Source organism: Litchfieldia alkalitelluris, assembly GCF_002019645.1.
Lineage (GTDB): Bacteria > Bacillota > Bacilli > Bacillales > Bacillaceae_L > Litchfieldia > Litchfieldia alkalitelluris.
In genome coordinates, this window is record NZ_KV917374.1 from 272,424 (window position 1) to 299,363 (window position 26,940).

Here is a 26,940-nt window from a genome sequence, read left to right on the forward strand (position 1 = left end):
AATATACCAAGGGTTCAAGCAATATCACACAAATCGACAATTATTGACTATAAACTTCTGGTTTTAACACACCTATGTATGGCAAATTTCGATATTTCTCAGCATAGTCCAGACCATAACCTACCACAAAAGCATCTGGAACAATAAAACCAACATAATCTGCTTCAATCGATGCTTTTCTTCCAGTTGGCTTATCAAGTAATGTAACAATCTTAATTGATCTTGCCTTACGGTATCGGAAAAGTTCTACAATATAACTTAGTGTCAATCCACTATCGATAATATCCTCAATAATTAAGATATCTCGACCTTCAACTGATGTATCCAAATCCTTTAAAATTTTCACTTCTCCCGAAGAAACAGTTGAATTTCCATAACTTGATACATCCATGAAATCCATTTCTAAATATGCATCCATTCTTTTTAATAAATCTCCCATGAATGGCATTGCACCCTTAAGAATACCAATCGCTAAAGGAAATTTGTCACCATATTCTTCTGTTAACGTTTTTCCTAACTGTACTACTTTTTCTTGAATTTCTTCTTCTGTAAAGAGTACTTTTTCAATATCTTGCTTCATATCAGCTTTTTGCCCCCTAAAAGTTGTCAATACTTCTTATACTGGAAAACAATATACTTATCTTTCATTAAATCAACGACTTCATATGTGGATTTTTTTATTAATGGAATCCATAATATTGTATCGTTGACATCAGTAATAATAGGCCATGTATCTCGCATACTGCGATCTACTTTTTTATCAATAAAGATATCTTTTACCTTTTTGGTACCCTTCATGCCTTTTTGGGTCATTTTGTCTCCAGTTTTTCTTGTACGAGCAAAAAAAGGAAAGCTAAATGAATCCGAATCAATAATAAATATATCATCACCAGTCAATTCCTCAGAGTAGTTTTCCCATATCTTACAGACCAATTCATAACCATTATCAAATTGAATATTCGTTTCATTTTGAATGATGATAGTAAATGGCTCGGCCTTTTTTGGGGAAAAGGTAAAATAACACTCGTTATAGGATCGAATAATTTGCAAGCCTTGTGGAAAATCAAGACTTCCAGACGGATGCTCTTTTTCCAAAAAGGATAGTAAATTATCTATATGTATTAAGGAAAGGTCTGGAGATGTCCTCCAATAAAGATAGTTTAATATTAGTTGAATCCCTCTTCTTTGTAAAGATTTAGGCATTGCAAGAAATTCACTTATAGAAATGGTGACATGTTCTTTGCTTTTCTTTTTAAATACTGTATTCATTCTTTGTACAGTTAATTCCTGTAATAATGATTCATCTTCATAAACGATTTCACTAAAACGTTGAAATTTAGTATGAACCTGTTTATTCTCTTCTTTTAAAAAGGGCAATACATGATGTCTAAAGCGATTTCGTGTATACGTGTCTAAATCGTTACTTGGGTCAATACGTGGAGACAACTGAAAGGCCTCACAGTAACCTTTTATATCATCCTTTGTAATCGATAAGAACGGTCTGATGATATGTCCGGTAGAGAAAGGTCTTTTTGCTCTCATCCCCGCAAAACTAGAAGGAAGTGCCCCCCTCACTAACCTCATGAGAACTGTTTCAACTTGATCATCACCATGATGTCCCAAGGCCAAGAAATGAGCTTGATATTTTTTCATGGTTTCATCAAAGAATCGATATCGACATTCGCGTGCTGCTAACTGTGAGCTTATCCCTTTTTCCTTTTGATAATGCTTAACATCTATTTGGGCAGATTCAAATGGTATATGTAATTCATTACAAAATCTTTTAACAAAGAGAAGATCTTCCTCCGACTCCTTCCCTCGAAACATATGGTCTACATGGGCAGCAATCAGCTTAATGCCTTTTTCATGGTAAGTATTCATAAGATAATGTAAAAGTGCCAATGAGTCGGGACCACCTGAAACACCAACAACAATGATTGTGTTTTCTACAATCAGTTGGTTACTTTTTATAAATTTTTCTACTTCATTTAACATTTAGTAATCATCCTTAAACATCATACAAGCATTACCCTTATCCTACCACCTATAATCCTTATTCTGCAAAAAAAGTTATGAAATTTATTTTAAAAGCTACTGCACGATGTGGGATTAAAGCAACTGACCATATATATAAAGAATATACCCAAATAAAACCATCACCATTATTAAAACCGTTTCGATAGCACCTTTCATACTCGATTGCTTCTTTTTTTTAGAGATCCTAGTAGATTTTTTTTGTATAGGTCTGTTTGGTGGAGGTGTACTTTTAGCTTTCGCTTTAATATTAGTCCCACCCACATTACCTGATTGTTTATCAATCCTACTTATGGCTGATACTAAATCTCTCCTCATTTCACTTGCTTGTTGATATCTACCGTCAATCGCATTTAATAAAACTTTTTCATATTTCCTTAAATCCTGATTAGCTAAAATCATTTGTTTTAATTGTTCTTTTCCCTTTTCATTACTTTTGCGAGGGAATCTTTTAGGATAATAAGTATTAATGATAATCATAGCTACAGCAAATAAATCATATGAAGGCTCGGCTTTTCTTGTTCCTGCTCCCCAGTAACCCCGGTCAAAAAACTCTGTAAATTCTTTAATTGACCTTCCCTGAATTGTTGTTCCACCCACATCAATACAGCGTATTTTCGGAGGATGTCCTGAAACAATTAGATTATCTGGCTTTAGATCACCAAACACCCATCCTTCTTGGTGAAGTCGATCTAAGTCAGTAAGCAACTGTAAGCAAAGAATGCCTGCCCACTCTTTTCCCCGTTTTTCAACAAAGGATAAATAGTTATCTCCTTTTATGTATTCCATCACGTAAAAAGGGACTGTCTTAGAATAATCATGTCTAAGCCAATCATCCACATCTAGCAAAGAAGGTCCTAGGGCTGACCCTTGGACCTTTGAAAAGCGCTTCAGAACATTAACCTCTGAAGTAATTGACATGCTATTTTCACTTATTTTCAAGGCAACCAATCCATTAGGTGCTTCGGTCAAATAAACTACCCCGTTTGCTCCATATCCTAATGACTTCATCACTTTATAAGAATTTTTATGCCATTTTCCTGTGATTACAGTTCCCGGCCTAACATTACATACCTGACTCTTCGTAGTATTGTTCATCACGAGAAATCAAACTCCTTAACGAACGCTTTTTCTTGAAGTATGTGAGTGCTTCTCTAATCGCTGGACCAGTTGGTGTTATACCTCCTGTTGTCAATTTCGGGAATATACTCGAAAGAGATTCAAGATTAGGTGTCCAATCTAGCACTTTTTCGACATCTTTTCTTTTCCCAGGAAATACAAAGACAGCAAACTTATTATCACCCATACGAGCGTTTAAACTTAAAGACAAATCTAGTAAGGCCTCTTTTACGGTTGGTAGTTTATGTTTCATACTAGCACTTGTATCAACTAGGACAAGGACCTCGAGTTCCACCGTTTCACCTAGTTCATCAACCACCTCTAAGACCTCACCGCGCTTCTCAGGGGGTAATTCTTCCATTGATGCGTTTCCACCAAGGATTTGTTGTAGCTCTTTGTTAACTACCCCTTGCAACGTTTGTGTCATCGCCTGTCTGGTAACCATTTGAACAGTATGAGAGAGTTGTGTCGAGTAGACTACTTGACTTACCCCTCCACTTGCCATTGCAATCCCTTCAATTTCTTGAAGTCCCTTTTCGTCAATTGTATCTTGTTCTAAAACTCCAATTACGTTTACAGTTACTCCTTGTTCTTTTGCTAGAGCTGCCATTGCTAGAGGATCTTCCCCCTGATTTGAGCAGCCATCTGTTATTAAAAGTATTTGTTTTAATGAACCTTTTTGCATTCTTATCCCCTCCTAGTGGATTATGTTTTATATGCCAAGAAGAATAATATAAAACCTCACTGGGTTTATTTATCTATTAAACCTTCACATATAAAACTAGCTTCACTACTATATCCTTAGATAGAAGTTTAGTGTATTACCATCATTGACGGGAAAAGATGACTTTAAACCTTAAATCTATTCTTTTTTCTATTGTTTGTTGTCTAATCTATCATTTTAAAAACATACTTTTTTCTCTGAAAATAAGTTAGGTGACTATTCCATTCACTGCGCACCATGCCCTTTCCGCGGGCGATGCGGTGAACCCACTCGTCAAGGGCTCCTGTGGGGTCTCACTTTACCCCGTGCGTCCCGCAGGAGTAGCATAACTTTCCGCCCATTCCATGTACTAAGAATATTAACTTTCACACTTAAGTTTATTCCTTTTCTGACAGTCCTCACACTCTTTAAGTATCATTGTGCTTTTCTCTTGGCAGATTGAATCGGGATGGCTGCCCATTTTGGGATATTTCTTTTTATCTTAGTAACAACTACCGTCATGTCATCCTCGATATGTCCAGATCTTGTTCGGATAACTTCCTCCATGAGGATATCAGCAATTTGCTGTGGATCATTTGTATCTATTTCCTTTATTTTTCTTTTCATCCATATATCATAATTTTCGACATGCTTTGGACCTTCAAAAATTCCATCGCTCATCATAATCAGTAAATCCTCTGCCTTTAATTGCTCACTTACAACATCCACTTCAAAATCTTCAATTATACCCATCGGTAGATTGCTTGCTTGTACATTGATCACTTTATCTCCTCGCTTAATATAGCTAGGTGTGGATCCAATCTTCAAGAATTTAACATTGGCATCTTGCAAGTCAATAACAGCAAGATCCAGGGTTGAGAATATTTCATCAGTGGTTCTTAATGAAAGAATAGAATTGACGGATTTAATTGCTACCTTCTCCTCTATTCCACTTTGCAGAATTTTTTGTAAAAGCTTTAAGGTTTCATTACTCTCATGATGTGCTCGCTCACCGTTACCCATGCCGTCACTTATTGCAACCGCATACTTACCTACTCCCAATTCAATTGTTGAATAGCTATCACCAGATACAAGCCCTCCTCCTTTGGCTGCATGAGCAATTCCAGTATCAACAATAAACGCCTTAGTTGACCCGAAAGATACATGGCAATAACCACTAGGATACGTAGCGCATTCTTCCTTTTTAACCATTACCGTTTCATTTAGTATATTCGAGAGCATAGGGGCAATTAGCTTTTCACACTCCCCACTGCCATTACAATATGGAATACTCATTTCGATATCAATATTGCCTTGCTCTAAACTATAAATCTCAACATGTCCTATTTCGATTCCGAACGACTGAAGCGCTTCTAATATTTGCTCCTCTTGAATATGGTGGTTTTCACGCTCCCTTTGTATCTCTTTTGCAAAGTTACCCATCACCTGAGAAACACCCATCAATTGATCAGCTACTAATTTTCTACTTTCTTGCACTTGTCTTTTTAACTTTTGATTTGCTTGATAATGGGTTAATTCTTGACCAATTGCATCAATGACTTTTTTCGATTTTACACAATGCTTGTCCCAATCGCGCGATAAAACATGATTGTAAGCTAAAGAATCCGTATCTAATTCATGCATAATATCTTTCATATAGTCATATGTTGTATTAAAGTTCTTAGCCCAACAAACTTCCTTCTTAAAGCATGTTTGGCATGTCTTTTCCGTCACATTACTTAAGAAATAATCTATTTCACGATCATTATCATCTTTTTCTAATGGTAGTCCATACTGCGAAAAACTGTTGGACAAGGCTTGAAACACTGTCGAAAACTGCTCAACTCGGTTTGCTGTTACATCTCTAATCTTACGTAAATATTGTTGTTGTTCTGACGAATATTCTGCCGTACCTGGAATATACTTTGCTAGATTTGAAGTTAATGACCTTGGTGTGATTAGAAACAAAGTAACTGCAATTAAAGATTCATATAGCGTTGGTAAAATATCATTTGACCCTTCGCCATATAAACCTAGTAGCATCGAGCTAATGACTAGACCTAGTGAAACACCAATTTTTTTCCCGTCTTTTAATAAACCACCTAGTAAACCAGAAAATGCAAGAAGACTCATTTGATATAAACTGCTTACATTTGCAAGACTTAGGATTAAACCTGTTACTACTCCTACAGTTGAACCCATAGTAGCTCCTGCAACAAATGCAAATAATAGAACCAAATATCTCGACATTATATTTTCAAGTGATAAATCATAAAATGACCAGCCAATCATACCAGTTAATACCGAAGCAATCAGAATGATCATACATATAATTTCTTCAACCTTTAGGGCATGTCTATGTTTCTTCATGGTAAGTAACGGAACACTCTGTACAAAGATTAAGGTGAGGATAAATCCTAATCCTGATTCCACACCAGCCATCATGCCATCATAAACCGTAACCTTTCCTGTTGTTAAAAAAACGATTAATATCTTTGCAATTAAAGATGAACATAAGACAACTGTTGGTAAAGACTTTATTGGATCAATCTTTGACTTTTTTAACACCTGCTGAGTGAATAAAAATAAGAGAATTCCAATAACTGTATAAATCATGATATTAACAGTTAATGTCATTGCTCCTGCAACCACCGCCAAAAACACTAATCCGGACTTGTCCCTTTTCATCAAAAATACTGTCGCAAAAAAAGGAAGTGCAAAAGGTGTTATACTAGCGAGAATTAGTGCTCGTCCAAGTAAAAACCCAATCATAATTAGCAGTAATCCTTTTTGCATCATTACGTTTTCCAGTTTTATTTGTAACCTCCGAAAGACCTGATACAATGTACTTTGAGTTTTTCCTATGTCAACTTCTGAGATTGGATCAATCAGATTCCTTTCAACTCTTTCCATCATACACACTCCTTGTAATTGAATAGATGATTGTTATTATACAAATGTTTCTTTCAATAATTTGTCAAAACAACAGGACAACTATAGAAAATCATTCGACTATCTTTTAAGAAATATTACAAAATGATAGGGTCTTAGTAGTTTTTCTATTATTTATATACAATTAATGTTAGAAAAAAGTAGAAATATGAGGAGAAAAACGGAAGGTAAGGTTTCTGTCATACTTTAAAAGGTACTTTTTGATTCGATGACTAACTAAAAGTCAGATTGTTTTAGAAACAGAAAAAAATCCTAGTGAGTATATTACACACTAGGATTTTTTTCTATGATGACCCGTACGGGATTCGAACCCGTGTTACCGCCGTGAAAGGGCGGTGTCTTAACCGCTTGACCAACGGGCCTTTAAAATTTTTATGGTAGCGGCGGAGGGAGTCGAACCCACGACCTCACGGGTATGAACCGTACGCTCTAGCCAGCTGAGCTACACCGCCATAATGTAATTAACAAAGTTTGTCGAATCACAAAAACTATCATACAATCTGACGAAGATTTCGTCAATATAATATTATAAAAACAGAATTGTTAATTTTTTATACGCGAGTTATTTTTTTGAAGAGCTTGATAATAACCTTCAGACTATCATAAGAACAATTGTATTTTGAGTCGATTGCTCATCCACTCTTCTCCACAGAAAGTCAGGATCGGAACAAGGTATCCACATAAATTGAACAAGTTGAAAATCCTTGGGAATGGAGGTGAAAAAAATATGAGCAGTGTCTGAATCATCGGAGTACCCGAACTCATAATACGGCGGGGTTCATCGAAAATACGGCGCCTCTGACACAAAATACGGCGATAGTTGAAAAAAATACGGCCAGTGCTTGAATCATCATCGGAGTAACCGAGCGCATAATACGGCGGGTTTCATCTTAAATACGGCGCCTCTGACCCAAAATACGGCGGTAATTGAAAAAAATACGGCCAGTGCTTGAATCATGGGAGTAACCGAACTCATAATACGGCGGGTTTCATCGAAAATACGGCGCCTCTGACCCAAAATACGGCGGTAATTGAAAAAAATACGGCCAGTGCTTGAATCATGGGAGTAACCGAACCTATAATACGGCGGGTTTGATCAAAAATACGGCGAGTCTGACACATAATACGGCGGTAATTGAAAAAAATACGGCCAGTGCTTGAATCGTCGGAGTAACCGAACCTATAATACGGCGGGTTTCATCGAAAATACGGCGCCTCTGACCCAAAATAAGGCGGTAATTGAAAAAAATACGGCCAGTGCTTGAATCGTCGGAATACCCGAACTCATAATTAACTCATAATTGGCGGGATTCATCGTAAATACGGCGCGTCTGACCCTGAATACGGCGATAGTCGAACAAAATCCGACCAGTGCTTGAATCATGGGAGTACCCGAACCTATAATCAAACGGTTCTTCACATCACAATTTATTAGGGAGGAATCAGGAGTCCTCCACTTGATCCACATTAAGCTAACAATCCGTGCTTTTTTAGCATCAGGTCCAAAAACAAAATAAAAAGCACCCATAAAGGGTGCTGAAATATATATTAACGTAGTAGTAGCAGCAAATTAACCTCTTCTCGCTCCTCGGCCACCTCTTTTTGATTCGGTATGACGCTTAAGAGAAGTTAAACGTTCTTCACTATCTTTTAAGAAACGATTCATTTTTTGTTCAAAGTTTTCCTTTGGTTGTGCCATATTTCGATTATTGTTGTTTCTCGGGCTATTGTTTCTTGGTGGGCGTTGTTGTTGTGGTGGCTGTTCTTTTGCTTTTTTAATAGATAAACCAATCTTACCATCTTTTTCAACATTAATGACTTTCACTTCAACTTGGTCGCCAACTTTTAAGTGTTCATTGATATCTTTTACATAATTGTCTGCAACCTCACTAATGTGAACAAGACCTGTTGAACCTTCTGGTAACTCCACAAACGCTCCGAAATTAGTAATCCCTGTTACCTTACCCTGCAACTTGCTGCCTACTTCAATTGACATAAAAAAAATGCTCCTCCTTAAATTATAAAAAAATCACTTTAGTTACATTATACAAAATTGTAAAAACTAGTGTCAATAAGACGAAGATTCATCTGTAAACTTAAAGATGATTTCTCCTTCTTCAGAAAGGAAATAATCTCTTCTGGCAATTTTTGCAATGTACTCATTATCGTTTAATTTAACGATCTCTTCTTCAAGGATAACCTGCTCTTCCTGAAGATTAGCTATTTTTTGTTCAAGCTCAGCTTTTGTATTCACATTCTCATTAATTGTTGCAGATTGAGATACAAGAGTCGAGATAAAAATATATGAAATACATAATCCAAGGACAGTAAACGCGATGAGGCGTCGAAATAAACCCCGCCGTTTTCTCGAAATGGCTTCTTCCTGTTTTTGGTGTGCATTGATATATTGAGATTGTAATTGTGCAAGAGTTTGTTTTGGTGATGCACTCATCGACCTTATGCCTCCTTACGATTTTTTTATTTTTTTCCAAAATTTATTAAGGCTATGTTTCATATTCTCCATCTTTTTGAAAAGTCCTGCAAAACTGAACGAATATTTTTCAATGACTTGTTTAATCGGCTTTGGAATAAGCTTCCATAGTAATAAACCAGTCCACTTTATTGGGAGGAATATGATCTTCAAGACCCACATAATCATTTTGAATAAAAATTTCGTAAGAGTCCAAAGGAAATTTAATAATCCTAAAATTAATACAATGATCGTTTGAAATAATGTTTGAATTGGCCTTATTATGAGAAGTCGAATTGTTTTTGCTAAGAACTTAAAGGTTGAAACAGCGAAATCTATAAGCTTCTCTAATACTCGAAGGTACCAGTTTTTGAGCATGCTCTGGTATGCAGCATATCCACATAATATGGCAATAAATACATAAAACCTTAGCTCACCTTCATTTACTAGCAATAATGTGTAAAAAATAATGAGGCCTTGTACTACCCAAAAAAACACATCGTTCAAAAACACAACCCAGTGTGCACGCTTTGGTCGCTTTAAAAAGCGACCATACGTGTCCAGTGCAGCACCTAACCAACTGCCCATCCCCACCATTGCCATCATTGTGTAAAACTGAGTCGTTAAACTCATTTAAATAACTTGCTAAAGAATCCTTTAGCTTTCTCCGCTTGCTGATCATCTAAGTAGGTGATATCAAACACCTTGCCTTTGATCGAGACAATGCCTTTTTCTACATCTAGGTTTTTCATCTGAAGATTTTGACCACGAATTGCTAAAAACCCCATAACAGTTTCAAGCAAAAATTCTTCATTATCAAAACTCTCAACCTGTTTTACCCCAGTGATATCTAATAATCGTCTACCTCTCATGATTACATCATGATCTTGTACAGGACTTTTGTTAGAAGTACCTACTTCATAGTACTGGCTCATTTTCATCCCCCACATATCTTTATCTGAGTTGAAAGGGGTGCTTATAGAAGTCTTCCTTTCTATAAACTTACCCTTCACTCATTTTAGTATATGTCTATGAGCAACGATGTTTTTTTAGAACAAGCCTTTATCAATCAACTTTTTCTTCTTTCATGATTGTAAACATTTCTGCTGCATCTTCCTTCTTTGTTGAATCCTTTAAATCATTAATTTTAGCTACAACGACCTTTTGACCAAAACGAATCGAAAGCTCATCCCCCACCTTAACTGTCGAACTAGCTTTAGCAACCATTCCATTAATCGAAATTCTCCCTTGATCAGCTACTTCTTTTGCTAAGGTTCTTCGTTTAATTAATCGAGATACCTTTAAAAATTTATCTAGTCTCATCTTTCCTCACCCTTTAATTTAAAAATTTATAGTCCACTTCTCTTAGCTTTTTCCCAAATTGTATCAAGTTCAACCAACGACAGTTCCTCCATTATCTTACCAGCTGCTTTTACTTCTTGCTCAATAAATGAAAATCTCTGATAAAATTTGCTATTTGTCATTGAAATAGCTTCTTCAGGGTCAATTTTATAAAAACGAGCAACATTTACCAAAGCAAAAAGTAAATCACCAAATTCCGAGATCACTTCTCTTTCATTCCCCGATTTATGAACAGCTTCTTGGAATTCCTGAATTTCTTCATTGACTTTTTCCCACATTGGCTCTACTTCTTTCCAATCAAAGCCAACCTTACTCGCGATATGTTGAAGCTTGTATGCCTTCATCATACCTGGAAGACTCTTCGGAATGCCATCAAGAATCGAGTGAACTTCTTCATTCCCTTTTTCATTCTTTTTAATTACTTCCCAGTTACTTACAACTTCCTCAGCAGATTCTGCGTTTACATCTCCAAAAACATGAGGATGTCTTCGAATCATTTTGTCAGTAACTCCTTTAATCACATCCTTCATTGAAAAGAATCCTTCATCCTCACCAATCTGAGCATGTAAAACAACCTGTAATAGTACATCACCGAGTTCTTCTGTCAAATGTAAATCATCTTCATTATCAATTGCTTCTAATAATTCATATGCTTCCTCTAGAAGATATTTTTTTAAAGATTGATGTGTCTGTTTTTGATCCCAAGGACAACCACCTGGCCCCCTTAATGTTGCAATAATTTTCTTAAACACTCTGAAATCATGGGCAAGAAGGGCATCATCTTTGACTGGTGGTATATAAATACTAGTCAGATTGCTGAGTTTAACATTGCGATCTAATTCATATAAAGATACTTCTTGAATCACTTCACTTTGACTCCCAGCTGCTGTAACAATATAGACTGGATAATCATCGGGTAACTGCTCCATTAAGGTTAATTTCACATGAGAAGCAACCATGTTGTCATAAACCTGAGAGATGATAATATGTTGTGTTAGCTGTAACTCATCTTCTTCAAACGCAAGTCCATCCAAAAACTGAAAGCCCTCAACCGGATCAATCCCCAAAGAAGCAAATAACGGGTCGAGAAAGCTCTGTCCACCTTCTACCTGAACATTAATTAACTGTTGTTTTCTCTTTTCTAGTAAAAGCTGAACCGTTTTTTCGGCTACTAATGGATGTCCTGGTACAGCGTAGGTAATATCTTTATTCTGCGCCTCCTGCACTAGGCTTGCTACAATTTGTTCATACACATCTTTAAATTCATCATTTTCCTCATAAATATAATCATAGGACTGATAGGTAAGGCCTTCCAATTCTAACTCCTGGACAACCGGGTGCTCTTTTGTTCGTAAAAATAAAAATTCTGCATTGAGCAGTTTTTTATAGACCCCTAATGGTAATTGATTTAGATCCCCTGCACCTAATCCGAGAATCGTTATGGTATGTTTCATAAACTCCTCCTAGCTCTGATCGCTCTTAATGAACTTAACTTATCTCCCATCGGGATATATGACAATTCCTCATCAGTAAAGATACTCGTTTTTAAAATAAAAATAAGATAAACAGTTCCACCGATTAACACCCCAGATAATGAGCTAAACACTGCGAACCATCTATGTTCAACAAAATCAGAAAAAATAAATGATATTAAGCTATAATAACCTTTGATAAATAAAGCCATTATTGCTGCCGCAGATAACATCTTAACAATTAATAAAAAGGATAAAATTGCTCCGCCGATTGATCTTCGAAGGGCAATCACATGAAATAGTGCAATCACAAAAAATGTAATTAAAGTTGCCCATGCTGCCCCCATTGATTGAAATTCAGGAATAAATAATGTATTTAACCACCATTTTAACCCTAAACCCCCTATAACAATCACAGCAGATATCCCAGGTCTGCCTATCCCTTGCAATATAGGAACAATAGTAAGAATAATCGATGTAAAAAGAATTGAGAAAGATAATAACAGTAAGACACTAGATCCGTTGTTATCCTGAAATAACATAATGTTTGTTGGTTCAATGATGCTTGCTAATCCAATTGATGCTCCTAACCCAACTACAAGACTAACGCGTAAGGAAAAATTCGCATTTTTATGAATGAACATTTCATCTTTCCTTTTCTTCGCACTAGAAATCAAAGGAACAAGAGTCAGTGAAAAAGAGGTAGCTACAATCGTTCCTAATTGTATTAAAGGCTGTCCACGGTCATAGACTCCCTTCATTGCTTTAGCAGCATTCACTTCTAACCCACTGTCTAATAACAATGAATACAACGTGAAGGAGTCGATAAGCTGGACTAAAATAAGAATTAATCCACTAATACAAATGATAAACCCCTGCCCTAATAATTGTTTCACTATCATACCAGAAGTAATCTTTGTTTTCGGTTGAACACTTTCCCGCTTGTTTTTTACTGATAGAAAAAAGTAAATCAATATAAATATTGCTGCAAAACCACCAGTTACTGAACCGAAAATTGCTCCCGCTCCCGCAATATATTCTCCGTATCCCCCACTTAATAATAAATAAGAAAATGTAAGGATTGTTATTACCCGAATAAGCTGCTCTGTTACTTGAGAAATAGCAGTAGGAGTCATCGTTTTTTTACCTTGAAAAAAGCCACGCAATACTGAAATTCCTGGTAGTAATAAAAATGAAAAAGAAACAACCTTTATTAATATTTCAAGTTCAGGGTCTCCCATCACCCTAGAAATGTACTGTGCTCCAAGATACAAAGATAAAAATCCACTAAATCCCAGGATAAACAGCACACAAAATGAAATAACAATAATTTTTCGAATTCCATCGCTGTCATTCTGATCATCACGATCTGCAATGATTTTAGAAATAACTACTGGAAATCCAAAAGTAGATAAAACAAGTGCAATTCCGTACAATGGATAAATTTGCTGATATATGTAGAACCCAATATCACCAGCGATATTTTGATATGGGATACGATAAAATGCGCTTAATACTTTCACAATAAGTCCCGCTATGGTTAGAATGAAAGCCCCTTCCCATAGGTTAGTTCTTATTTTCGCCTTGGATGTTACGTCCATGTAAATCTCCTTTATGACTGATATCCCAAGTATTATATCATAATCGATTATCAGAACTTAATATCGCCTGTGACTTTTGTGAAATTTTAGAATTATTTCAGAAAAGCGGAAGCCATTTATTCTCCGCCCCAAACCTAGACTTGTATGCTGCTTCCTTCTGAATGGGAAAAATCCTCGAAGTTAGGCTGGTTTATAAAAAACAACAAAAAAGGTAGCTCCTCGCTACCTTTTTATCTCTGCATATTATTGTTCCATTTGACGTGCTAAAAATCCAGCAGCAGTTTCAACTGCTTTTTGCTCAACTTCTCCAAGAGTTTTTTCTTTTGATAAAATAACAACAGCACCAATAGGATCTCCGTTAGCAACAATCGGTCCAATTGTATATGAAGAAATAGTTTCTTCTACGCCATCTACAATAGCTACCTGTTTTTCACTAGTTTCCAACATCGAACTTCTTTCTTCCATCGTTTTTTCAATGATTTCACTAACACTCTTACTTAAGTACTCTTTCTTAGATCCTCCAGCTACAGCAATAAAAGTATCTCTATCACATATTAAAACAGGTTGACCCAGGCTATCATATAATGCTTCGGCATACTCTTTGGCAAAGTCACTTAATTCGCTAATAGGTGAGTATTTCTTTAGAATCACTTCACCATCCCTATCGACAAATATTTCGAGCGGATCTCCTTCTCTAATACGTAATGTTCTACGGATCTCTTTTGGGATGACGACTCGACCTAAATCATCAATTCGACGAACAATTCCAGTTGCTTTCATTCTTAAGTTGCCTCACTTTCATCTGATGATTAAAATTTAACGGTGATTGGATATTTGTCCTACCTTTGAAGAAATCACCATTTGCTGTGATGAACTTAGTATCCTACACAAGTTAAGTTCTATTCATATAGAAAGCCATTTTTTCAAAATAAAGTGAAAAAACCCCAATTTAAGAATAGCCATATTATGTTTTAAACATACCTTAAAAACTTTTTTATTTTTGGCTATGATAAAAACATCTTAAGTTCTATCTTCGGACAGCTTTAAAGGCTTGGCTCCTCAACCTGTCTGAACTTACTCTGACTTCGGACAGCCTTAACCGCTGGACTCCTCAACCGGTCTGAACTTACTCTATCTTCGGACAGCTTTTCCCGTGTGGCTCCTCAACCTGTCTGAACTTACTCTGACTTCGGACAGCTTTAACCGCTGGACTCCTCAACCTGTCTGAACTTACTCTATCTTCGGACAGCTTTTCCCGTGTGGCTCCTCAACCTGTCTGAACTTACTCTATCTTCGGACAGCTTTTCCCGTTTGGCTCCTCAACCTGTCTGTACTTACTCTGACTTCGGACAGCTTTAACCGCTGGACTCCTCAACCTGTCTGAACTTACTCTGACTTCGGACAGCTTTAACCGCTTGGCTCCTCAACCTGTCTGAACTTACTCTGACTTCGGACAGCCTTAACCGCTGGACTCCTCAACCGGTCTGAACTTACTCTATCTTCGGACAGCTTTTCCCGTGTGGCTCCTCAACCTGTCTGAACTTACTCTGACTTCGGACAGCCTTAACCGCTGGACTCCTCAACCGGTCTGAACTTACTCTATCTTCGGACAGCTTTTCCCGTGTGGCTCCTCAACCTGTCTGTACTTACTCTGACTTCGGACAGCCTTAACCGCTGGACTCCTCAACCGGTCTGAACTTACTCTGACTTCGGACAGCTTTAACCGCTGGACTCCTCAACCGGTCTGAACTTCGCTAGGTTCGGATAATTTTTGTCTCCTGGATTCCCACACAACGACCACCAAAACATAAAAAAGGGTCATGAGCCCAAACTACGCTCATGACCTTCCTTACTCTTATTAATTAGGCTGTTTTCGTATAATTTGTTGCTTTTGAAAGGTCTATTGTATTCACTATGAACTAAGTAGAGTGGCATCTTTTCTTCTTAAGCGTTAAACCAAAATTCTAAAAAATTAGTGTTACATACTCTATAACAGGTCAATTAGCAACAATCTTTCAGAAAAGAGCCATTAATTATAAAGCTCTCACATTCTCTTTCTTAACCTGAGCAAGACCTTGAATCATCCCTAATACAGCATTCAGCCATGTTTCCGTATCAACATTTTTAGTAGTAAGAACGATCTTCAGCTGACTGCCTTCCATCCCTAAACTAATCATTCTGCCAAATTGATTACTTAACTGAAACAGCTTCTGACCATCAAGTTTTTGGCTGCCTTGTTCAGAGATTAAGATCGTCACTTCTTGCTTATTTTGTTTAATCGAATCCACCTGCTCTTTGATTGCATACACTTTAATTTCTGAGATTCTAAATAATAAATCAACTTGAATTGGATAATCACCAAAGCGATCGGTCATTTCTTCTTTTAGTTCATCAATATCATCTAAAGAACCAATTGTTCTAAAACGCTTATACATCTCGATCTTTTGATGTCCGTCAGATAAATAAGAATCTGGAATATAAGCATCAAGCTCTAAATCGATTTCCACATTCCTTTTCTTTTCTGCATTGCCATCGCCTCTTTTTTCCTCAATGGCTTCTTTTAACATTTGAGAATAAAGATCAAAGCCTACTGAGTCAATAAATCCGTGCTGTTGAGCACCTAAAATATTACCAGCACCTCTTATTGATAAGTCTCGCATCGCAATTTTAAATCCAGATCCAAGCTCTGTAAATTCCTTAATCGCCTGAAGTCTCTTTTCGGCAACCTCTGTAAGTACCTTATCTTTCCGGTGAGTGAAATAAGCATACGCAATTCGATTTGATCGGCCAACTCTTCCTCTTAATTGATAAAGCTGAGACAATCCCATTCGATCGGCATCATGAACAATTAATGTATTAACGTTAGGAATATCAACACCTGTCTCAATAATTGTCGTTGTTACCAACACATCATATTGACCATCTAGGAAATTTAGAATAACCGATTCAAGTTCATTCTCCGTCATTTTACCATGAGCATATGCCACTCTAGCATCTGGAACAAGCATTGAGATTTCTTCCGCTTTTCTTTCTATATCTTCGACTCGATTATATAGAAAATACACTTGCCCATCACGAGCCAGTTCTCGTTCTATCGCTTCACGTACAAGCGCTCCATTATATTCAACCACATAGGTTTGTACAGGGAAACGATTCTCTGGTGGTGTTTCGATAACAGATAAATCACGAACCCCAAGCATCGACATATGAAGTGTTCTTGGAATTGGTGTAGCCGTTAAAGTTAACACATCAATATTTGCCTTTAACTGTTTTATTTTTTCTTTATGGGTAACACCAAATCGTTGTTCTTCATCAATAATTAATAAACCTAAATCACGGTAAGTAATATCTTTTGATAAAAGACGATGAGTACCTACCACAATATCGACAGTTGAGGTAGCAAGTCCTTTGATCACCTCATTCTGTTGCTTTCTTGATCTAAAACGACTCAATAAGCCAATCGATATCGGGAAGTCTTGGAAACGTTCACGAATCGTTTCATAATGCTGTTGAGCTAGAATGGTAGTCGGTACTAAAAAGGCAACTTGTTTTCCATCCATGATAGCTTTAAATGCTGCTCTGATAGCTACTTCTGTTTTTCCATATCCAACATCTCCACATAATAGTCGGTCCATCGGACGTTCGTTTTCCATATCCTGTTTAATTTCATGGATGGAGCGAATTTGGTCGTCAGTTTCCTGGTATGCAAAGGCTGACTCAAATTCTCTTTGCATATCTCCATCTGGAGAGAAGGCATACCCTCGACTAGCTTCTCTTTCCGCATAGAGTTTAATTAAATCATCTGCTATATCTTTGACAGAGGATTCAACCTTTCTCTTTACTCGCTTCCAGTCACTTCCACCCAGTTTATAGATTTTTGGCTCTTTTCCTTCTGAACCTACATATTTTTGTACTTGATCAATTTGTTCAACTGGTACATATAGCTGATCTGACCCTTGATAACGTATATTTAGGTAATCTTTGTGAACCCCATTTATTTCTAAGGTTTCAATTCCTAAGTACTTACCAATTCCATGGTTAACATGAACTACATAATCACCAACAGAAAGCTCTGAATAACTTTTTATTCTTTCTGCATTGGATAACTTTTGTTTTCTCTTACTCTTTTTTAAACGTTTTTTAAACAACTCTTCTTCGGTAATGACCGCTAGTTTTTGCAACGGTAACTCAAAGCCATCATTTAAATCGCCTAACATCACATGAACCTTACCATGAGTTAGCTGAGTGTCAGGTCCTACAGTGACAGCGTTAATTTCATAGTCTTCTAGTACAGCTTCTATTTTTTTAACGCGTTCCTCATTTGAACCTAACAATACAATGGCATGGTTACCTTTCTTCCAACGGTCTATTTCAGTACTGAGTACATTCATTTGACCATGGAAATTCTGCATTTGTTTACATGATAAATTTAGGATATTTTGTGGATTGGTATGTGGTACATGTCGTAAAAATAGAGAAAAATAGACAAAAGGCCTCTTTGATTTTTGAATTAAATTAGATAAATCATGGCTAAATGTTAGACCCTGTATCACTTCACCTTCCTCAAGAAGGTTTGTATACCATTCTGCTTCTTCTTTCTCTAACGTATCAGATGTTTCAAAGACCCTACTGATCTCATCAAGAATAATTGCACCATTAACTGGAAGATAGTCTAATAGACTAGCAGGTTGTTTATAGAAGAGAGATACATATTTAAACATTTGCTGAAATTGTTGGCCATTATTAAGCAGCTCTAACTCATGTGAGATATTTTCTACTAATAACTCCTTACTACTCTCATTTTTTATCTTCTTTAAACTTTTTGATAATCCCGCTTCTAATAATTCAATCCCATTCTGAATTTGAGACTGATCTAGTAATATTTCAGTTGCTGGTCCAATTAATATTGAGCTAATTTTCCCTTGAGATCGTTGGTCCTCTAAAGAGAATGTACGGATTGAATCAATTTCTGTATCAAATAGTTCAATACGTAACGGGTTCTCCTCAGTTAAAGGATAGATATCAATAATGCCTCCACGAATACTGAATTCACCCGGAGTTGCTACCATTGATGATCTTTCATATCCCATACTTATAAGCTTTTCTATAAATTCATCTAACTCAATATCAGCTCCAACCTTTAATTCAAGCTGACTTTGAAGCCATTGCTTTTTTGATGGTAAGTATCTCTTCATACCCGAAATTGGCGCAATTACAATCCCTCGTTCTGAGGTAGTCCAGTAATTTAACGCTTCCATTCTTTGTCCCTTTAACTCTGGGCTTGCTATTCCAATTTCAGAACCAATTACTTCATTTACTGGATAAAGAAACACTTCTTCGTCACTAACAAGTGTTGTTAAGTCCTCATAAAGCTTTTGGGCTTGAAAAAGATTATGTGTGACAACTAGCAACGGTCTTTTTGTTTCTTTGTATAAAGAAGCGATTAACACTGTCCTTGCAGATCCAGATAAGCCTGCAACTAGTTGTTCCTTAAGTCCGCCATCAATACCATTGACAATGGATTTTATTTCATCATTATCTGTAAAATAATGCTGTATTCCTGCTAACAAATTCAGGACCCCTCCCCCCTACTAACTATCTATAGGGATAAAAATAATAGATTCTATATACTGTCATGGAAATCCTCCGTATTGGTAATTCCACACTTTACTAGTACTTTTTTTAAAACTGAGGCTCTCGCTTATCCGACTAAACCTTAATTAGTCATATTGTCCCAATCCAGTTATCCTAGAATATTGCGATTCTGCCCTTTTATGATACTAACGCCAAACAGAAAAATGCTTTGGTTTTCACCCAAAGCTAAAATCTTATTGAATAAAACTTTCATATTGGTGCAAATCAGGATTGCGTTCTAAAGCTTCCTGACAATCTTCACAAATGGTTTTCACATGAATATCACCTGTAGATTCATATGTAATCATGTCGAGTCTTTCATCATCTGTTAACTGTTGAAAGCCTAAATGATCACTTGATAGTGTCATTTGATCAAGACTCCCGACCTTTACTCCGCAGTGACGGCAAAAATAATGGAGTGCCATAAACATTTCCTCCTTAACTGTCAATAACAATAAATACTCTTTTTTTAGTATTATGAACAGTTAAGTGTCACTTTATTCATGGTACCATCTTTTTATCTATTTCGTCTAATGATTCTATGTAAAATAGTGACAATCAAGAATTAACCTTGAATGTTAAGCATTAAATTCATTCATAACTTGTAAAAATGGTGTATCTAACCACTTTTCACATGCGCTTGCTGAGCGATCGATTGCTTCTTTAATTAATTCACTTTCTTCTTTAAAAAATCTTCCTAATACATAGTCTGGTACTCTCATCCCATTTTGAGGACGATCAATTCCAATTCGAATTCGCTTAAACTCTTGCGTACCTATATGGGCAATCGTTGACTTAATCCCATTATGGCCTCCAGCACTTCCTTTTTGTCGCAAACGAATTTTACCAGTTGGAATATCAAGCTCATCATAAATGACCAATACATCTTCTACCTGAATATCGTAGTAATCCATCACAGCTCTAATAGACTCCCCTGATAAATTCATATATGTAAGTGGCTTTAAAAGTAGAACCTTACTACCTGATATTGTTCCAATACCATAGATTCCTTTATGTTTAGACTGGTCTATTGGGATATTCAGTCGATCTGATAATTCATCGATCACCTTAAACCCAACATTATGCCTTGTTTCTTCATATTGCTTTCCTGGATTACCAAGGCCAACAATTAATTTCATCACAGTCTCCCCTTTTACAACTATCTATAAAAGAGGCTGACCATCACGTTTAGGTCAGCCTCTTTTTTATTCACCTGCTGGTGCTTTTTCTTCACGACCCTCAACATTTTCAGGGATTCCTTCTTCTTGTTCTTCACCAGTACTGATTTCTTCTTCTTGTCTAGGGGCAAGAATTGAAGCTACCACTTGATTTTCATCTTGGGTAATTTCATAGTTCCCTGATTTCCGGATATCAGATACCAGGATGGTTTGATTGACCTCAAGAGTTGAAATATCGATTTCAATCGCCTGTGGAATGTTTGATGGTAATGCTTCTACTGATAACTGATGGATTGGTTGTTGTAACACTCCTCCATCCTTCACACCTTGTGCATCACCAACTAGGTGGATATTCACCTCAACATTTACCTTTTCAGTCATGTTTACTATTTGAAAATCAGCATGAACAACTTCGTTTTTTATAGGATCCTTTTGGATTTCATGTACCATGACTGGATGTTGTTCATTATCAATCGAAAGATTAATGATCCCATTTCTACCAGTCTCACGAATCGTTTTTAAAAACTCAATGCTATTCACATAAATAGGCTCACTTTTTTCAACACCATTTAAAACAGACGGTATATTACCCTCTTCTCTTATCTTACGGATTTTAGAGTGTTTATCATTACTTCTGCTTTTTGCTTCTAATACTGCTACCATTCTTTTCACCTTCCTAGGTTAATTTATCGTTATTATATAAATTTCCCTAAAAAGGAATGGTCTAAACACAAAATCCAATATTAAAGATGGATCTTAATCAAAAAGTGTACTTACAGATTTATCTTCATACACTCGAATAATTGCCTCACTAATTAATTTTGCTACAGACAGCTCAACAATTTTATCAATTTTCTTCTCTTCTGGTAACTCAATTGTATTGGTTATCACAAGCTCTTTAATTTTTGAATTCTGAATACGTTCAATAGCAGGACCAGATAATACTGGATGTGTACAACATGCATATACTTCCTTCGCACCATTTTCTATTAACGCATTAGCAGCAAGTGTGATTGTTCCAGCTGTATCAATGATATCATCAATAAGAATCGCTGTTTTCCCTTCAATATGTCCAACAATATTCATGATTTCAGCAACATTCGGACGCGGACGGCGTTTATCAATAATTGCAATTGGTGCTTTTAATCGATCAGCTAATTTACGAGTTCTAGTTACTCCACCATGGTCTGGAGATACAATAACGATATCCTCTAGGTTTTTCGCTTTGAAGTACTCTGCCAAAATCGGTACACCCATTAAATGATCAATAAGGATATCAAAAAATCCTTGGATCTGTGGGGCGTGTAAATCTAGTGTAATAACACGAGTTGCTCCAGCTGTTTCTAAAAGGTTTGCAATTAACTTTGCAGTAATCGGCTCTCTCGCACGAGCTTTACGATCTTGACGAGCATATCCATAATACGGCATTACAATCGTGATTGTTTTTGCAGCAGCACGTTTTAATGCATCAATCATAATTAATAATTCCATAATATGTTCATTAACAGGACCACTAGTTGACTGTATAACAAACACATCACACCCACGGATACTTTCATCAATATTGATTTGTATTTCACCATCACTAAAGCGCTCAACAGAACATTTTCCTAGGCTAATACCCACTTCTTTAGCAATTTCTTCAGCCAAGCTACGATTAGAATTTAACGAAAAAATCTTCAAACTTGAATCTATATATTGTTTCGACATGTTAAACAAAGCCTCCATCAGGAATTAATCTTTTATTCGAGCTATTTCGTTATTAGCCTTTATTTAAATTTATCAGCATAGTCTTCTTTATTGACTTGGCGAGCTCGGGCAATTGATAATGCATTTCCAGGAACATCCTGATTAATTGTTGATCCAGCAGCAACATAGGCTCCTTTTCCAACCGTTACAGGTGCAATTAAATTTGAATTACAGCCGATAAATGCTCCATCTTCAATTTTTGTAAGATATTTCTTTTTTCCATCATAATTTACAGTTATTGTTCCACAACCGATATTTACGTCAGCTCCGACTTCAGCATCACCGATATAACTTAGATGGGACGCCTTGCTTCCATGACCAAAGACAGCTTTTTTAATCTCAACAAAATTTCCTATCTTCACTTCATCATGAATCATAGAGTCTGGACGAATGTGGGCAAATGGTCCAATATTAACATCATTTCCGATATTGCTATTATGCGCAACTGACTGACGGATAATCGTTCTTTCTCCAATCTTACAATCATTAATTTCTGTATGAGGCCCAATTTGGCAATTTGCTGCAATATCAGTGTTCCCTGTGATTACTGTTCCGGGAAGTACTACAGTATCCTGACCAATCACAGCATCAGTTGAAATATACGTGTTGTTTGAGTCAACAATTGTTACTCCATTCAGCATGTGCTTTTTATTTATACGTAATTGCATGATTTTTTCCGCTTGACTTAACGCATACCGATCATTTACACCAAGTGTTTCTTCAAAGTTGCTTGTTTGATATGCGGTAACGATTTCACCCTGATTCTTTAAGATTTCGATTACATCAGGTAAATAAAATTCACCTTGCACATTATCATTAGAAACCTTTTTTAAAGAATCAAATAAAAAACGATTATCAAAACAATATGTACCTGTATTAATTTCCTGAATCAAACGCTCACTCTGGTTAGCATCTTTATGTTCGACAATTTTTTCGACATTACCTTCCGAACCTCTAACAACTCTTCCATAACCTGTTGGGTCCTCTGCACGAGCAGTCAGAATTGTAGCTTTCGCTGAAGTATTTTCATGATGCTTCAGTAATTGCTCCATAGTTTCTGTAGTAATTAGAGGTGTATCACCACATACAACTAAAGTTACCCCTTCTTCTCCTTCTAGAATAGGTGCAGCTTGAATAACAGCGTGTGCGGTACCAAGTTGTTCTTCTTGAAGCGCATACTCACTTGCATTGCCAAGTTGAGATTTTACTTTTTCAGCGCCATGACCGATAATTGTCACAAGCTTTTCTACAGACACTGCTGACACTTGATCCACAACATGTTGTACCATTGGCTTTCCACAAACTGGGTGTAACACTTTATATAATTTAGACTTCATTCTTGTTCCTTGTCCTGCGGCTAATATCACTGCAAACCGTTTTGTCATTTGCTGGCCTCCAATAACCTTTTTATCCATTACGAATATATCTTAAAAAGCCATCTATTTCAAGGAAACAACGAAAACTATCTATTTTAAATTAATATGTATCAACTTTTGTAGAAAAATTTAACTTTTAGTGGAAATTATAGGAGACTTTTTAAGACTTCTGAGGTCCAAATAAAAAAGAGCCTATTACTCTGTAGGCTCTTCGATGTATATTTATTCTTTTAAGAAGCACCAGCTTCTTCAAACTCAACTTCTAATTCTCCTAAACGGTGATACTCGGCTAGTACAGCATCTTGAATCTTTCCTCTTGTACTAGAATTAATTGGATGGGCAATATCTCTAAACTCTCCATCAGGAGTGCGCTTACTTGGCATTGCAACAAATAAGCCATTGTTTCCATCAATTACACGGATATCATGTACAACAAACTCATGATCTAAAGTAATTGAAGCAATTGCTCTCATACGGCCTTCGGTATTCACGCGGCGTAATCTTACGTCAGTTACTTCCATTCTGCTCACCACCTTTTCCGTTGATATCAACATAAGTAAAACCTAGATATAATATTCAACAGAATTTTTTATTTTCCTGCAAAATTAGAAAAATTTTTAAATATTTTTTCAAATATTTGGTGAACTAATGGAACCGACTATTTTTTTATTTATTTTACTAAAGCGATTACTTCAATTTCTACTAGTACATCCTTTGGCAAACGAGCAACTTCCACACAAGAACGCGCTGGCTTATGTACAGAGAAATACTTACCATAAACCTCGTTAATAGCAGCAAAGTCATTCATATCTTTAATAAACACAGTCGCCTTAACAACCGATTCAAAAGATGCACCCGCTTCTGTTAACACTGCTTTAAGATTTTTGAATACTTGTTCAGTTTGCTCCTGAACTCCACCAGTAATTAATTCTCCATCAGCCGTTAGAGGAATCTGACCAGAGCTATAAAACATATTATTTACAATAATACCTTGTGAATATGGCCCAATTGCCTGGGGAGCTAATTCAGTTTGTACGATTTTCATTAACTATTCCTCCATATCTATATCATCAATATTGAAAACTTCGTTACTCTTTAGAAATTTAAAATAGTTACCTTGGTTTACATTGATTTGTTTTTCTTTCACATCAACATTCGTTAGTTTCACGATAGATATATACTCATCAACTAGTCGTTCTTCGATTTCCTCAGATTCAACCAACACACCAATTCCAGCAACATTTGCATTAAACTCTTCAAGAATACTAATCATTCCATTAATTGTTCCGCCTGCTTTCATAAAGTCATCAATGATTAGCACGTTTGACCCCTCATTCAGACTTCTTTTAGCTAATACCATGGTTTGAATTCTTTTGGTTGAGCCAGATACATAGTTAATACTCACCGTTGAGCCTTCTGTGACTTTACTATCACGTCTTACAATGACAACAGGTACATTTAAATAGCTAGCCACTGCATAAGCTAATGGTATCCCTTTTGTTGCTACCGTCATTACCACGTCAATTTTACGGTTACTATATACAGAAGCAAAAAGTTTTCCTACTTGATTGACCAATTTCGGATTTCCAAGTATGTCGGTTAAATAAAGATAACCACCTGGTAGTAAACGATCTGGGTTTGCAATTTGCCCACAAAGCAGCTCGATGAACTCTCTCGCTTCTTTCTCGCCGATATTGGGTATAAAACGAACCCCTCCTGCTGCACCAGCGACTGTTAACAAAGTACCTATTCCTTGTTGCTCAAATGTTTGCTTTATAATTGTTAAATCTTCACTTATTGATGATTTGGCCGAATCATATCTGTCAGCAAAATAGGAAAGAGATACTAAATGCTGAGGGTGTTCCAGTAGATAATTCGTCATATCTACAAGTCTGCTGCTCCGACGAAACTTCATTATTATGACCTCCATAAAATCCGAATGTTTATTAGTAAATATATCACTATTATACGGATTTATTCAAGAGTATTTCGTTCTCCAATTAATCTAACAGCATATACATGTTCACAAAAACCTCTTAACCCATTATAAATACGTTGCATCCTTGACTCATGTTGGACTAATCCAAATACGGTTGGACCACTACCACTCATAAGAACTGCATCTGCTCCAAACTTTTTCATCTGTTCTTTAATATGTGCTACTTCCGGATATAATTTCAAGGTTACATCTTCTAATACATTTCCAACAAGATCACATATTTTAAAATAATTTTGCCCTTTTATTGCTTCAACCATTCCATCAACATCCGGATGTTTTATATCTTCAAGCGATAGATTTTTATAAACATCTGCTGTTGATACACCTATGGTAGGCTTAGCAAGAATGACCCAGCAATGGGGTGGTGCCTCAATATGCTGAATCTTTTCTCCACGCCCGGTAGCTACAGCTGTTCCACCATATACACAAAAAGAAACATCAGAACCAATTTCCGAGCCAATTTCCGCTAATTCATCGATCGTTAACTTTAAATCCCATAACTTATTCAAGCCTCTTAATGTTGCAGCTGCATCACTACTTCCACCTGCAAGCCCAGCAGCAACTGGAATAGCCTTCATAATTGAAATGGCAACTCCTTTTTTAACATTAAAGCGTTTCTTTAATAAGTTTGCCGCTTGGAATGCAAGATTCCGATTATCATCCGGGACAAAACGACTATGGGAAATAATCTTAATGGCATCTTCTTCAAGCTCAACAAGTTCAATCCGGTCTGCTAGGTCAATGGTAGTCATAATCATCTTAACCTCATGATAACCATCATTCCTCTTTCCAAGGACATCTAAAGCCAGATTTATTTTTGCCGGAGCCTTTACTAATAATTTCATGATTCCACCTACTTCATCATTCACTTCATAAAAATTGCTTGGTACTTTATGAATTTCCCTTTTTTTTTCTCCCAACCCATTTTCATGTTATTAACCACATTGTACCATAATAGGGGTATATAAATATCTACATTTCGACAATGTCTAGTTCGATTCTACATCATTCTTTATCTTCGGCCATTTTTGTAAGATTTGTTATTTTTAAAGGTCATCTAAATTAACTATAGTGGTGTTTTTTCTTCCTAAAACTAAAATTAGAACCTAAATACAATTTATCCTAAGTTAGTAAGCAACAATCTCACAGAAACAAACCTATTTCTTTTAAATTTTTTACAAACAGATTTATATATTATAAAATAATGCCCTTTTTTCTCCTTAAGTAACATCTTTTGGAAAAATAAGCCCTTTTTATTTAGACAAATAAGCCGAAGCATGGCTTCGGCTAT

The 26,940-nt window shown here is 36.3% G+C and carries 24 protein-coding genes and 2 tRNA genes; all 26 read right to left on the reverse strand.

What is annotated here, in order from left to right:
* Nucleotides 1–40 precede the first annotated feature (40 nt).
* Complete coding sequence (gene hpt, locus BK579_RS01415) at nucleotides 41–580, reverse strand: hypoxanthine phosphoribosyltransferase (RefSeq protein ID WP_078543187.1); 540 nt, start codon at nucleotides 578–580, stop codon at nucleotides 41–43.
* A 26-nt stretch (nucleotides 581–606) separates the two neighbouring features.
* The gene (tilS, locus tag BK579_RS01420; protein WP_078543188.1) at nucleotides 607–1,995 is read right to left on the reverse strand and encodes a tRNA lysidine(34) synthetase TilS; all 1,389 of its coding nucleotides are present in this window, start codon (nucleotides 1,993–1,995) and stop codon (nucleotides 607–609) included.
* A gap of 114 nt (nucleotides 1,996–2,109) precedes the next feature.
* Entirely contained in the window at nucleotides 2,110–3,135 is a 1,026-nt protein-coding gene (locus BK579_RS01425; protein ID WP_078543189.1) for a protein kinase domain-containing protein, read from the reverse strand.
* Nucleotides 3,101–3,838 carry a VWA domain-containing protein gene (locus tag BK579_RS01430; RefSeq protein WP_078543190.1) on the reverse strand — a complete coding sequence of 246 codons (738 nt, stop codon included), beginning with the start codon at nucleotides 3,836–3,838 and terminating at the stop codon, nucleotides 3,101–3,103. The genes BK579_RS01425 and BK579_RS01430 overlap by 35 nt, the downstream gene beginning before the upstream one ends.
* Nucleotides 3,839–4,291: 453 nt before the next feature.
* Nucleotides 4,292–6,769 carry a stage II sporulation protein E gene (gene spoIIE / locus BK579_RS01435; protein WP_078543191.1) on the reverse strand — a complete coding sequence of 826 codons (2,478 nt, stop codon included), beginning with the start codon at nucleotides 6,767–6,769 and terminating at the stop codon, nucleotides 4,292–4,294.
* 329 nt (nucleotides 6,770–7,098) lie between these two features.
* Nucleotides 7,099–7,170: transfer RNA gene (locus BK579_RS01440), tRNA-Glu, on the reverse strand.
* Between the two features lie 13 nt (nucleotides 7,171–7,183).
* Nucleotides 7,184–7,260, reverse strand: a tRNA-Met gene (locus BK579_RS01445).
* A 728-nt stretch (nucleotides 7,261–7,988) separates the two neighbouring features.
* Nucleotides 7,989–8,336 carry a hypothetical protein gene (locus BK579_RS25980; protein WP_204524654.1) on the reverse strand — a complete coding sequence of 116 codons (348 nt, stop codon included), beginning with the start codon at nucleotides 8,334–8,336 and terminating at the stop codon, nucleotides 7,989–7,991.
* 42 nt (nucleotides 8,337–8,378) lie between these two features.
* Nucleotides 8,379–8,804, reverse strand: coding sequence for a S1 domain-containing RNA-binding protein (locus tag BK579_RS01455; RefSeq protein WP_078543193.1), 426 nt, complete (start codon nucleotides 8,802–8,804; stop codon nucleotides 8,379–8,381).
* A 72-nt stretch (nucleotides 8,805–8,876) separates the two neighbouring features.
* Complete coding sequence (locus tag BK579_RS01460) at nucleotides 8,877–9,260, reverse strand: FtsB family cell division protein (protein WP_078543194.1); 384 nt, start codon at nucleotides 9,258–9,260, stop codon at nucleotides 8,877–8,879.
* Nucleotides 9,261–9,275: 15 nt separating this feature from the next.
* A complete protein-coding gene (yabQ, locus tag BK579_RS01465) occupies nucleotides 9,276–9,911 on the reverse strand; it encodes a spore cortex biosynthesis protein YabQ (RefSeq protein ID WP_078543195.1) in 636 nt (211 codons plus the stop codon).
* Nucleotides 9,908–10,213 carry a sporulation protein YabP gene (gene yabP, locus BK579_RS01470; protein WP_078543196.1) on the reverse strand — a complete coding sequence of 102 codons (306 nt, stop codon included), beginning with the start codon at nucleotides 10,211–10,213 and terminating at the stop codon, nucleotides 9,908–9,910. The genes yabQ and yabP overlap by 4 nt, the downstream gene beginning before the upstream one ends.
* 130 nt (nucleotides 10,214–10,343) lie before the next feature.
* The gene (locus BK579_RS01475; protein ID WP_078543197.1) at nucleotides 10,344–10,601 is read right to left on the reverse strand and encodes an RNA-binding S4 domain-containing protein; all 258 of its coding nucleotides are present in this window, start codon (nucleotides 10,599–10,601) and stop codon (nucleotides 10,344–10,346) included.
* Between the two features lie 26 nt (nucleotides 10,602–10,627).
* Entirely contained in the window at nucleotides 10,628–12,094 is a 1,467-nt protein-coding gene (gene yabN, locus BK579_RS01480; RefSeq protein WP_078543198.1) for a bifunctional methyltransferase/pyrophosphohydrolase YabN, read from the reverse strand.
* On the reverse strand, nucleotides 12,091–13,713 hold the full coding sequence (locus tag BK579_RS01485) for a putative polysaccharide biosynthesis protein (RefSeq protein WP_078543199.1): 1,623 nt from the start codon (nucleotides 13,711–13,713) through the stop codon (nucleotides 12,091–12,093). The genes yabN and BK579_RS01485 overlap by 4 nt, the downstream gene beginning before the upstream one ends.
* A gap of 243 nt (nucleotides 13,714–13,956) precedes the next feature.
* Entirely contained in the window at nucleotides 13,957–14,493 is a 537-nt protein-coding gene (spoVT, locus tag BK579_RS01490; protein ID WP_078543200.1) for a stage V sporulation protein T, read from the reverse strand.
* Between the two features lie 1,253 nt (nucleotides 14,494–15,746).
* The gene (gene mfd, locus BK579_RS01495) at nucleotides 15,747–19,283 is read right to left on the reverse strand and encodes a transcription-repair coupling factor (RefSeq protein WP_078543201.1); all 3,537 of its coding nucleotides are present in this window, start codon (nucleotides 19,281–19,283) and stop codon (nucleotides 15,747–15,749) included.
* Between the two features lie 258 nt (nucleotides 19,284–19,541).
* Entirely contained in the window at nucleotides 19,542–19,772 is a 231-nt protein-coding gene (locus BK579_RS01500) for an anti-sigma-F factor Fin (RefSeq protein ID WP_078543202.1), read from the reverse strand.
* Between the two features lie 153 nt (nucleotides 19,773–19,925).
* Nucleotides 19,926–20,486, reverse strand: coding sequence for an aminoacyl-tRNA hydrolase (gene pth, locus BK579_RS01505; protein ID WP_078543203.1), 561 nt, complete (start codon nucleotides 20,484–20,486; stop codon nucleotides 19,926–19,928).
* Nucleotides 20,487–20,552: 66 nt separating this feature from the next.
* Nucleotides 20,553–21,188 (reverse strand): 50S ribosomal protein L25/general stress protein Ctc, encoded by a 636-nt coding sequence (locus BK579_RS01510; protein WP_078543204.1) that lies wholly within the window; start codon nucleotides 21,186–21,188, stop codon nucleotides 20,553–20,555.
* A 93-nt stretch (nucleotides 21,189–21,281) separates the two neighbouring features.
* Nucleotides 21,282–22,235 carry a ribose-phosphate diphosphokinase gene (locus BK579_RS01515; RefSeq protein ID WP_078543205.1) on the reverse strand — a complete coding sequence of 318 codons (954 nt, stop codon included), beginning with the start codon at nucleotides 22,233–22,235 and terminating at the stop codon, nucleotides 21,282–21,284.
* 59 nt (nucleotides 22,236–22,294) lie between these two features.
* Complete coding sequence (gene glmU, locus BK579_RS01520) at nucleotides 22,295–23,659, reverse strand: bifunctional UDP-N-acetylglucosamine diphosphorylase/glucosamine-1-phosphate N-acetyltransferase GlmU (protein WP_078543206.1); 1,365 nt, start codon at nucleotides 23,657–23,659, stop codon at nucleotides 22,295–22,297.
* Nucleotides 23,660–23,880: 221 nt separating this feature from the next.
* Nucleotides 23,881–24,171 carry a septation regulator SpoVG gene (gene spoVG, locus BK579_RS01525; RefSeq protein WP_026562422.1) on the reverse strand — a complete coding sequence of 97 codons (291 nt, stop codon included), beginning with the start codon at nucleotides 24,169–24,171 and terminating at the stop codon, nucleotides 23,881–23,883.
* Between the two features lie 149 nt (nucleotides 24,172–24,320).
* Entirely contained in the window at nucleotides 24,321–24,695 is a 375-nt protein-coding gene (locus BK579_RS01530; protein ID WP_078543207.1) for a RidA family protein, read from the reverse strand.
* 3 nt (nucleotides 24,696–24,698) lie between these two features.
* Entirely contained in the window at nucleotides 24,699–25,565 is an 867-nt protein-coding gene (gene purR, locus BK579_RS01535) for a pur operon repressor (protein WP_078543208.1), read from the reverse strand.
* A gap of 59 nt (nucleotides 25,566–25,624) precedes the next feature.
* Nucleotides 25,625–26,494: a 4-(cytidine 5'-diphospho)-2-C-methyl-D-erythritol kinase gene (gene ispE, locus BK579_RS01540; RefSeq protein WP_078550310.1), complete on the reverse strand. Its 870-nt coding sequence runs from the start codon at nucleotides 26,492–26,494 to the stop codon at nucleotides 25,625–25,627.
* Nucleotides 26,495–26,940 lie beyond the last annotated feature (446 nt).

What these genes read in the sequence shown, in the direction of transcription:
- BK579_RS01530 (WP_078543207.1), bottom strand. Translation starts at nt 24,695, where the DNA reads ATGAAAATCGTACAAACTGAATTAGCTCCCCAGGCAATTGGGCCATAT.
- pth (WP_078543203.1), bottom strand. Translation starts at nt 20,486, where the DNA reads ATGAAATTAATTGTTGGCCTTGGTAATCCAGGAAAGCAATATGAAGAA.
- spoVG (WP_026562422.1), bottom strand. Translation starts at nt 24,171, where the DNA reads ATGGAAGTAACTGACGTAAGATTACGCCGCGTGAATACCGAAGGCCGT.
- BK579_RS01515 (WP_078543205.1), bottom strand. Translation starts at nt 22,235, where the DNA reads ATGTCGAAACAATATATAGATTCAAGTTTGAAGATTTTTTCGTTAAAT.
- BK579_RS01500 (WP_078543202.1), bottom strand. Translation starts at nt 19,772, where the DNA reads ATGGCACTCCATTATTTTTGCCGTCACTGCGGAGTAAAGGTCGGGAGT.
- BK579_RS01430 (WP_078543190.1), bottom strand. Translation starts at nt 3,838, where the DNA reads ATGCAAAAAGGTTCATTAAAACAAATACTTTTAATAACAGATGGCTGC.
- BK579_RS25980 (WP_204524654.1), bottom strand. Translation starts at nt 8,336, where the DNA reads ATGGGTGCTTTTTATTTTGTTTTTGGACCTGATGCTAAAAAAGCACGG.
- BK579_RS01510 (WP_078543204.1), bottom strand. Translation starts at nt 21,188, where the DNA reads ATGGTAGCAGTATTAGAAGCAAAAAGCAGAAGTAATGATAAACACTCT.
- glmU (WP_078543206.1), bottom strand. Translation starts at nt 23,659, where the DNA reads ATGACAAAACGGTTTGCAGTGATATTAGCCGCAGGACAAGGAACAAGA.
- yabN (WP_078543198.1), bottom strand. Translation starts at nt 12,094, where the DNA reads ATGAAACATACCATAACGATTCTCGGATTAGGTGCAGGGGATCTAAAT.
- ispE (WP_078550310.1), bottom strand. Translation starts at nt 26,494, where the DNA reads ATGAAATTATTAGTAAAGGCTCCGGCAAAAATAAATCTGGCTTTAGAT.
- BK579_RS01460 (WP_078543194.1), bottom strand. Translation starts at nt 9,260, where the DNA reads ATGAGTGCATCACCAAAACAAACTCTTGCACAATTACAATCTCAATAT.
- spoVT (WP_078543200.1), bottom strand. Translation starts at nt 14,493, where the DNA reads ATGAAAGCAACTGGAATTGTTCGTCGAATTGATGATTTAGGTCGAGTC.
- spoIIE (WP_078543191.1), bottom strand. Translation starts at nt 6,769, where the DNA reads ATGGAAAGAGTTGAAAGGAATCTGATTGATCCAATCTCAGAAGTTGAC.
- BK579_RS01455 (WP_078543193.1), bottom strand. Translation starts at nt 8,804, where the DNA reads ATGTCAATTGAAGTAGGCAGCAAGTTGCAGGGTAAGGTAACAGGGATT.
- BK579_RS01475 (WP_078543197.1), bottom strand. Translation starts at nt 10,601, where the DNA reads ATGAGACTAGATAAATTTTTAAAGGTATCTCGATTAATTAAACGAAGA.
- purR (WP_078543208.1), bottom strand. Translation starts at nt 25,565, where the DNA reads ATGAAGTTTCGTCGGAGCAGCAGACTTGTAGATATGACGAATTATCTA.
- yabP (WP_078543196.1), bottom strand. Translation starts at nt 10,213, where the DNA reads ATGAGCCAGTACTATGAAGTAGGTACTTCTAACAAAAGTCCTGTACAA.
- tilS (WP_078543188.1), bottom strand. Translation starts at nt 1,995, where the DNA reads ATGTTAAATGAAGTAGAAAAATTTATAAAAAGTAACCAACTGATTGTA.
- hpt (WP_078543187.1), bottom strand. Translation starts at nt 580, where the DNA reads ATGAAGCAAGATATTGAAAAAGTACTCTTTACAGAAGAAGAAATTCAA.
- BK579_RS01485 (WP_078543199.1), bottom strand. Translation starts at nt 13,713, where the DNA reads ATGGACGTAACATCCAAGGCGAAAATAAGAACTAACCTATGGGAAGGG.
- yabQ (WP_078543195.1), bottom strand. Translation starts at nt 9,911, where the DNA reads ATGAGTTTAACGACTCAGTTTTACACAATGATGGCAATGGTGGGGATG.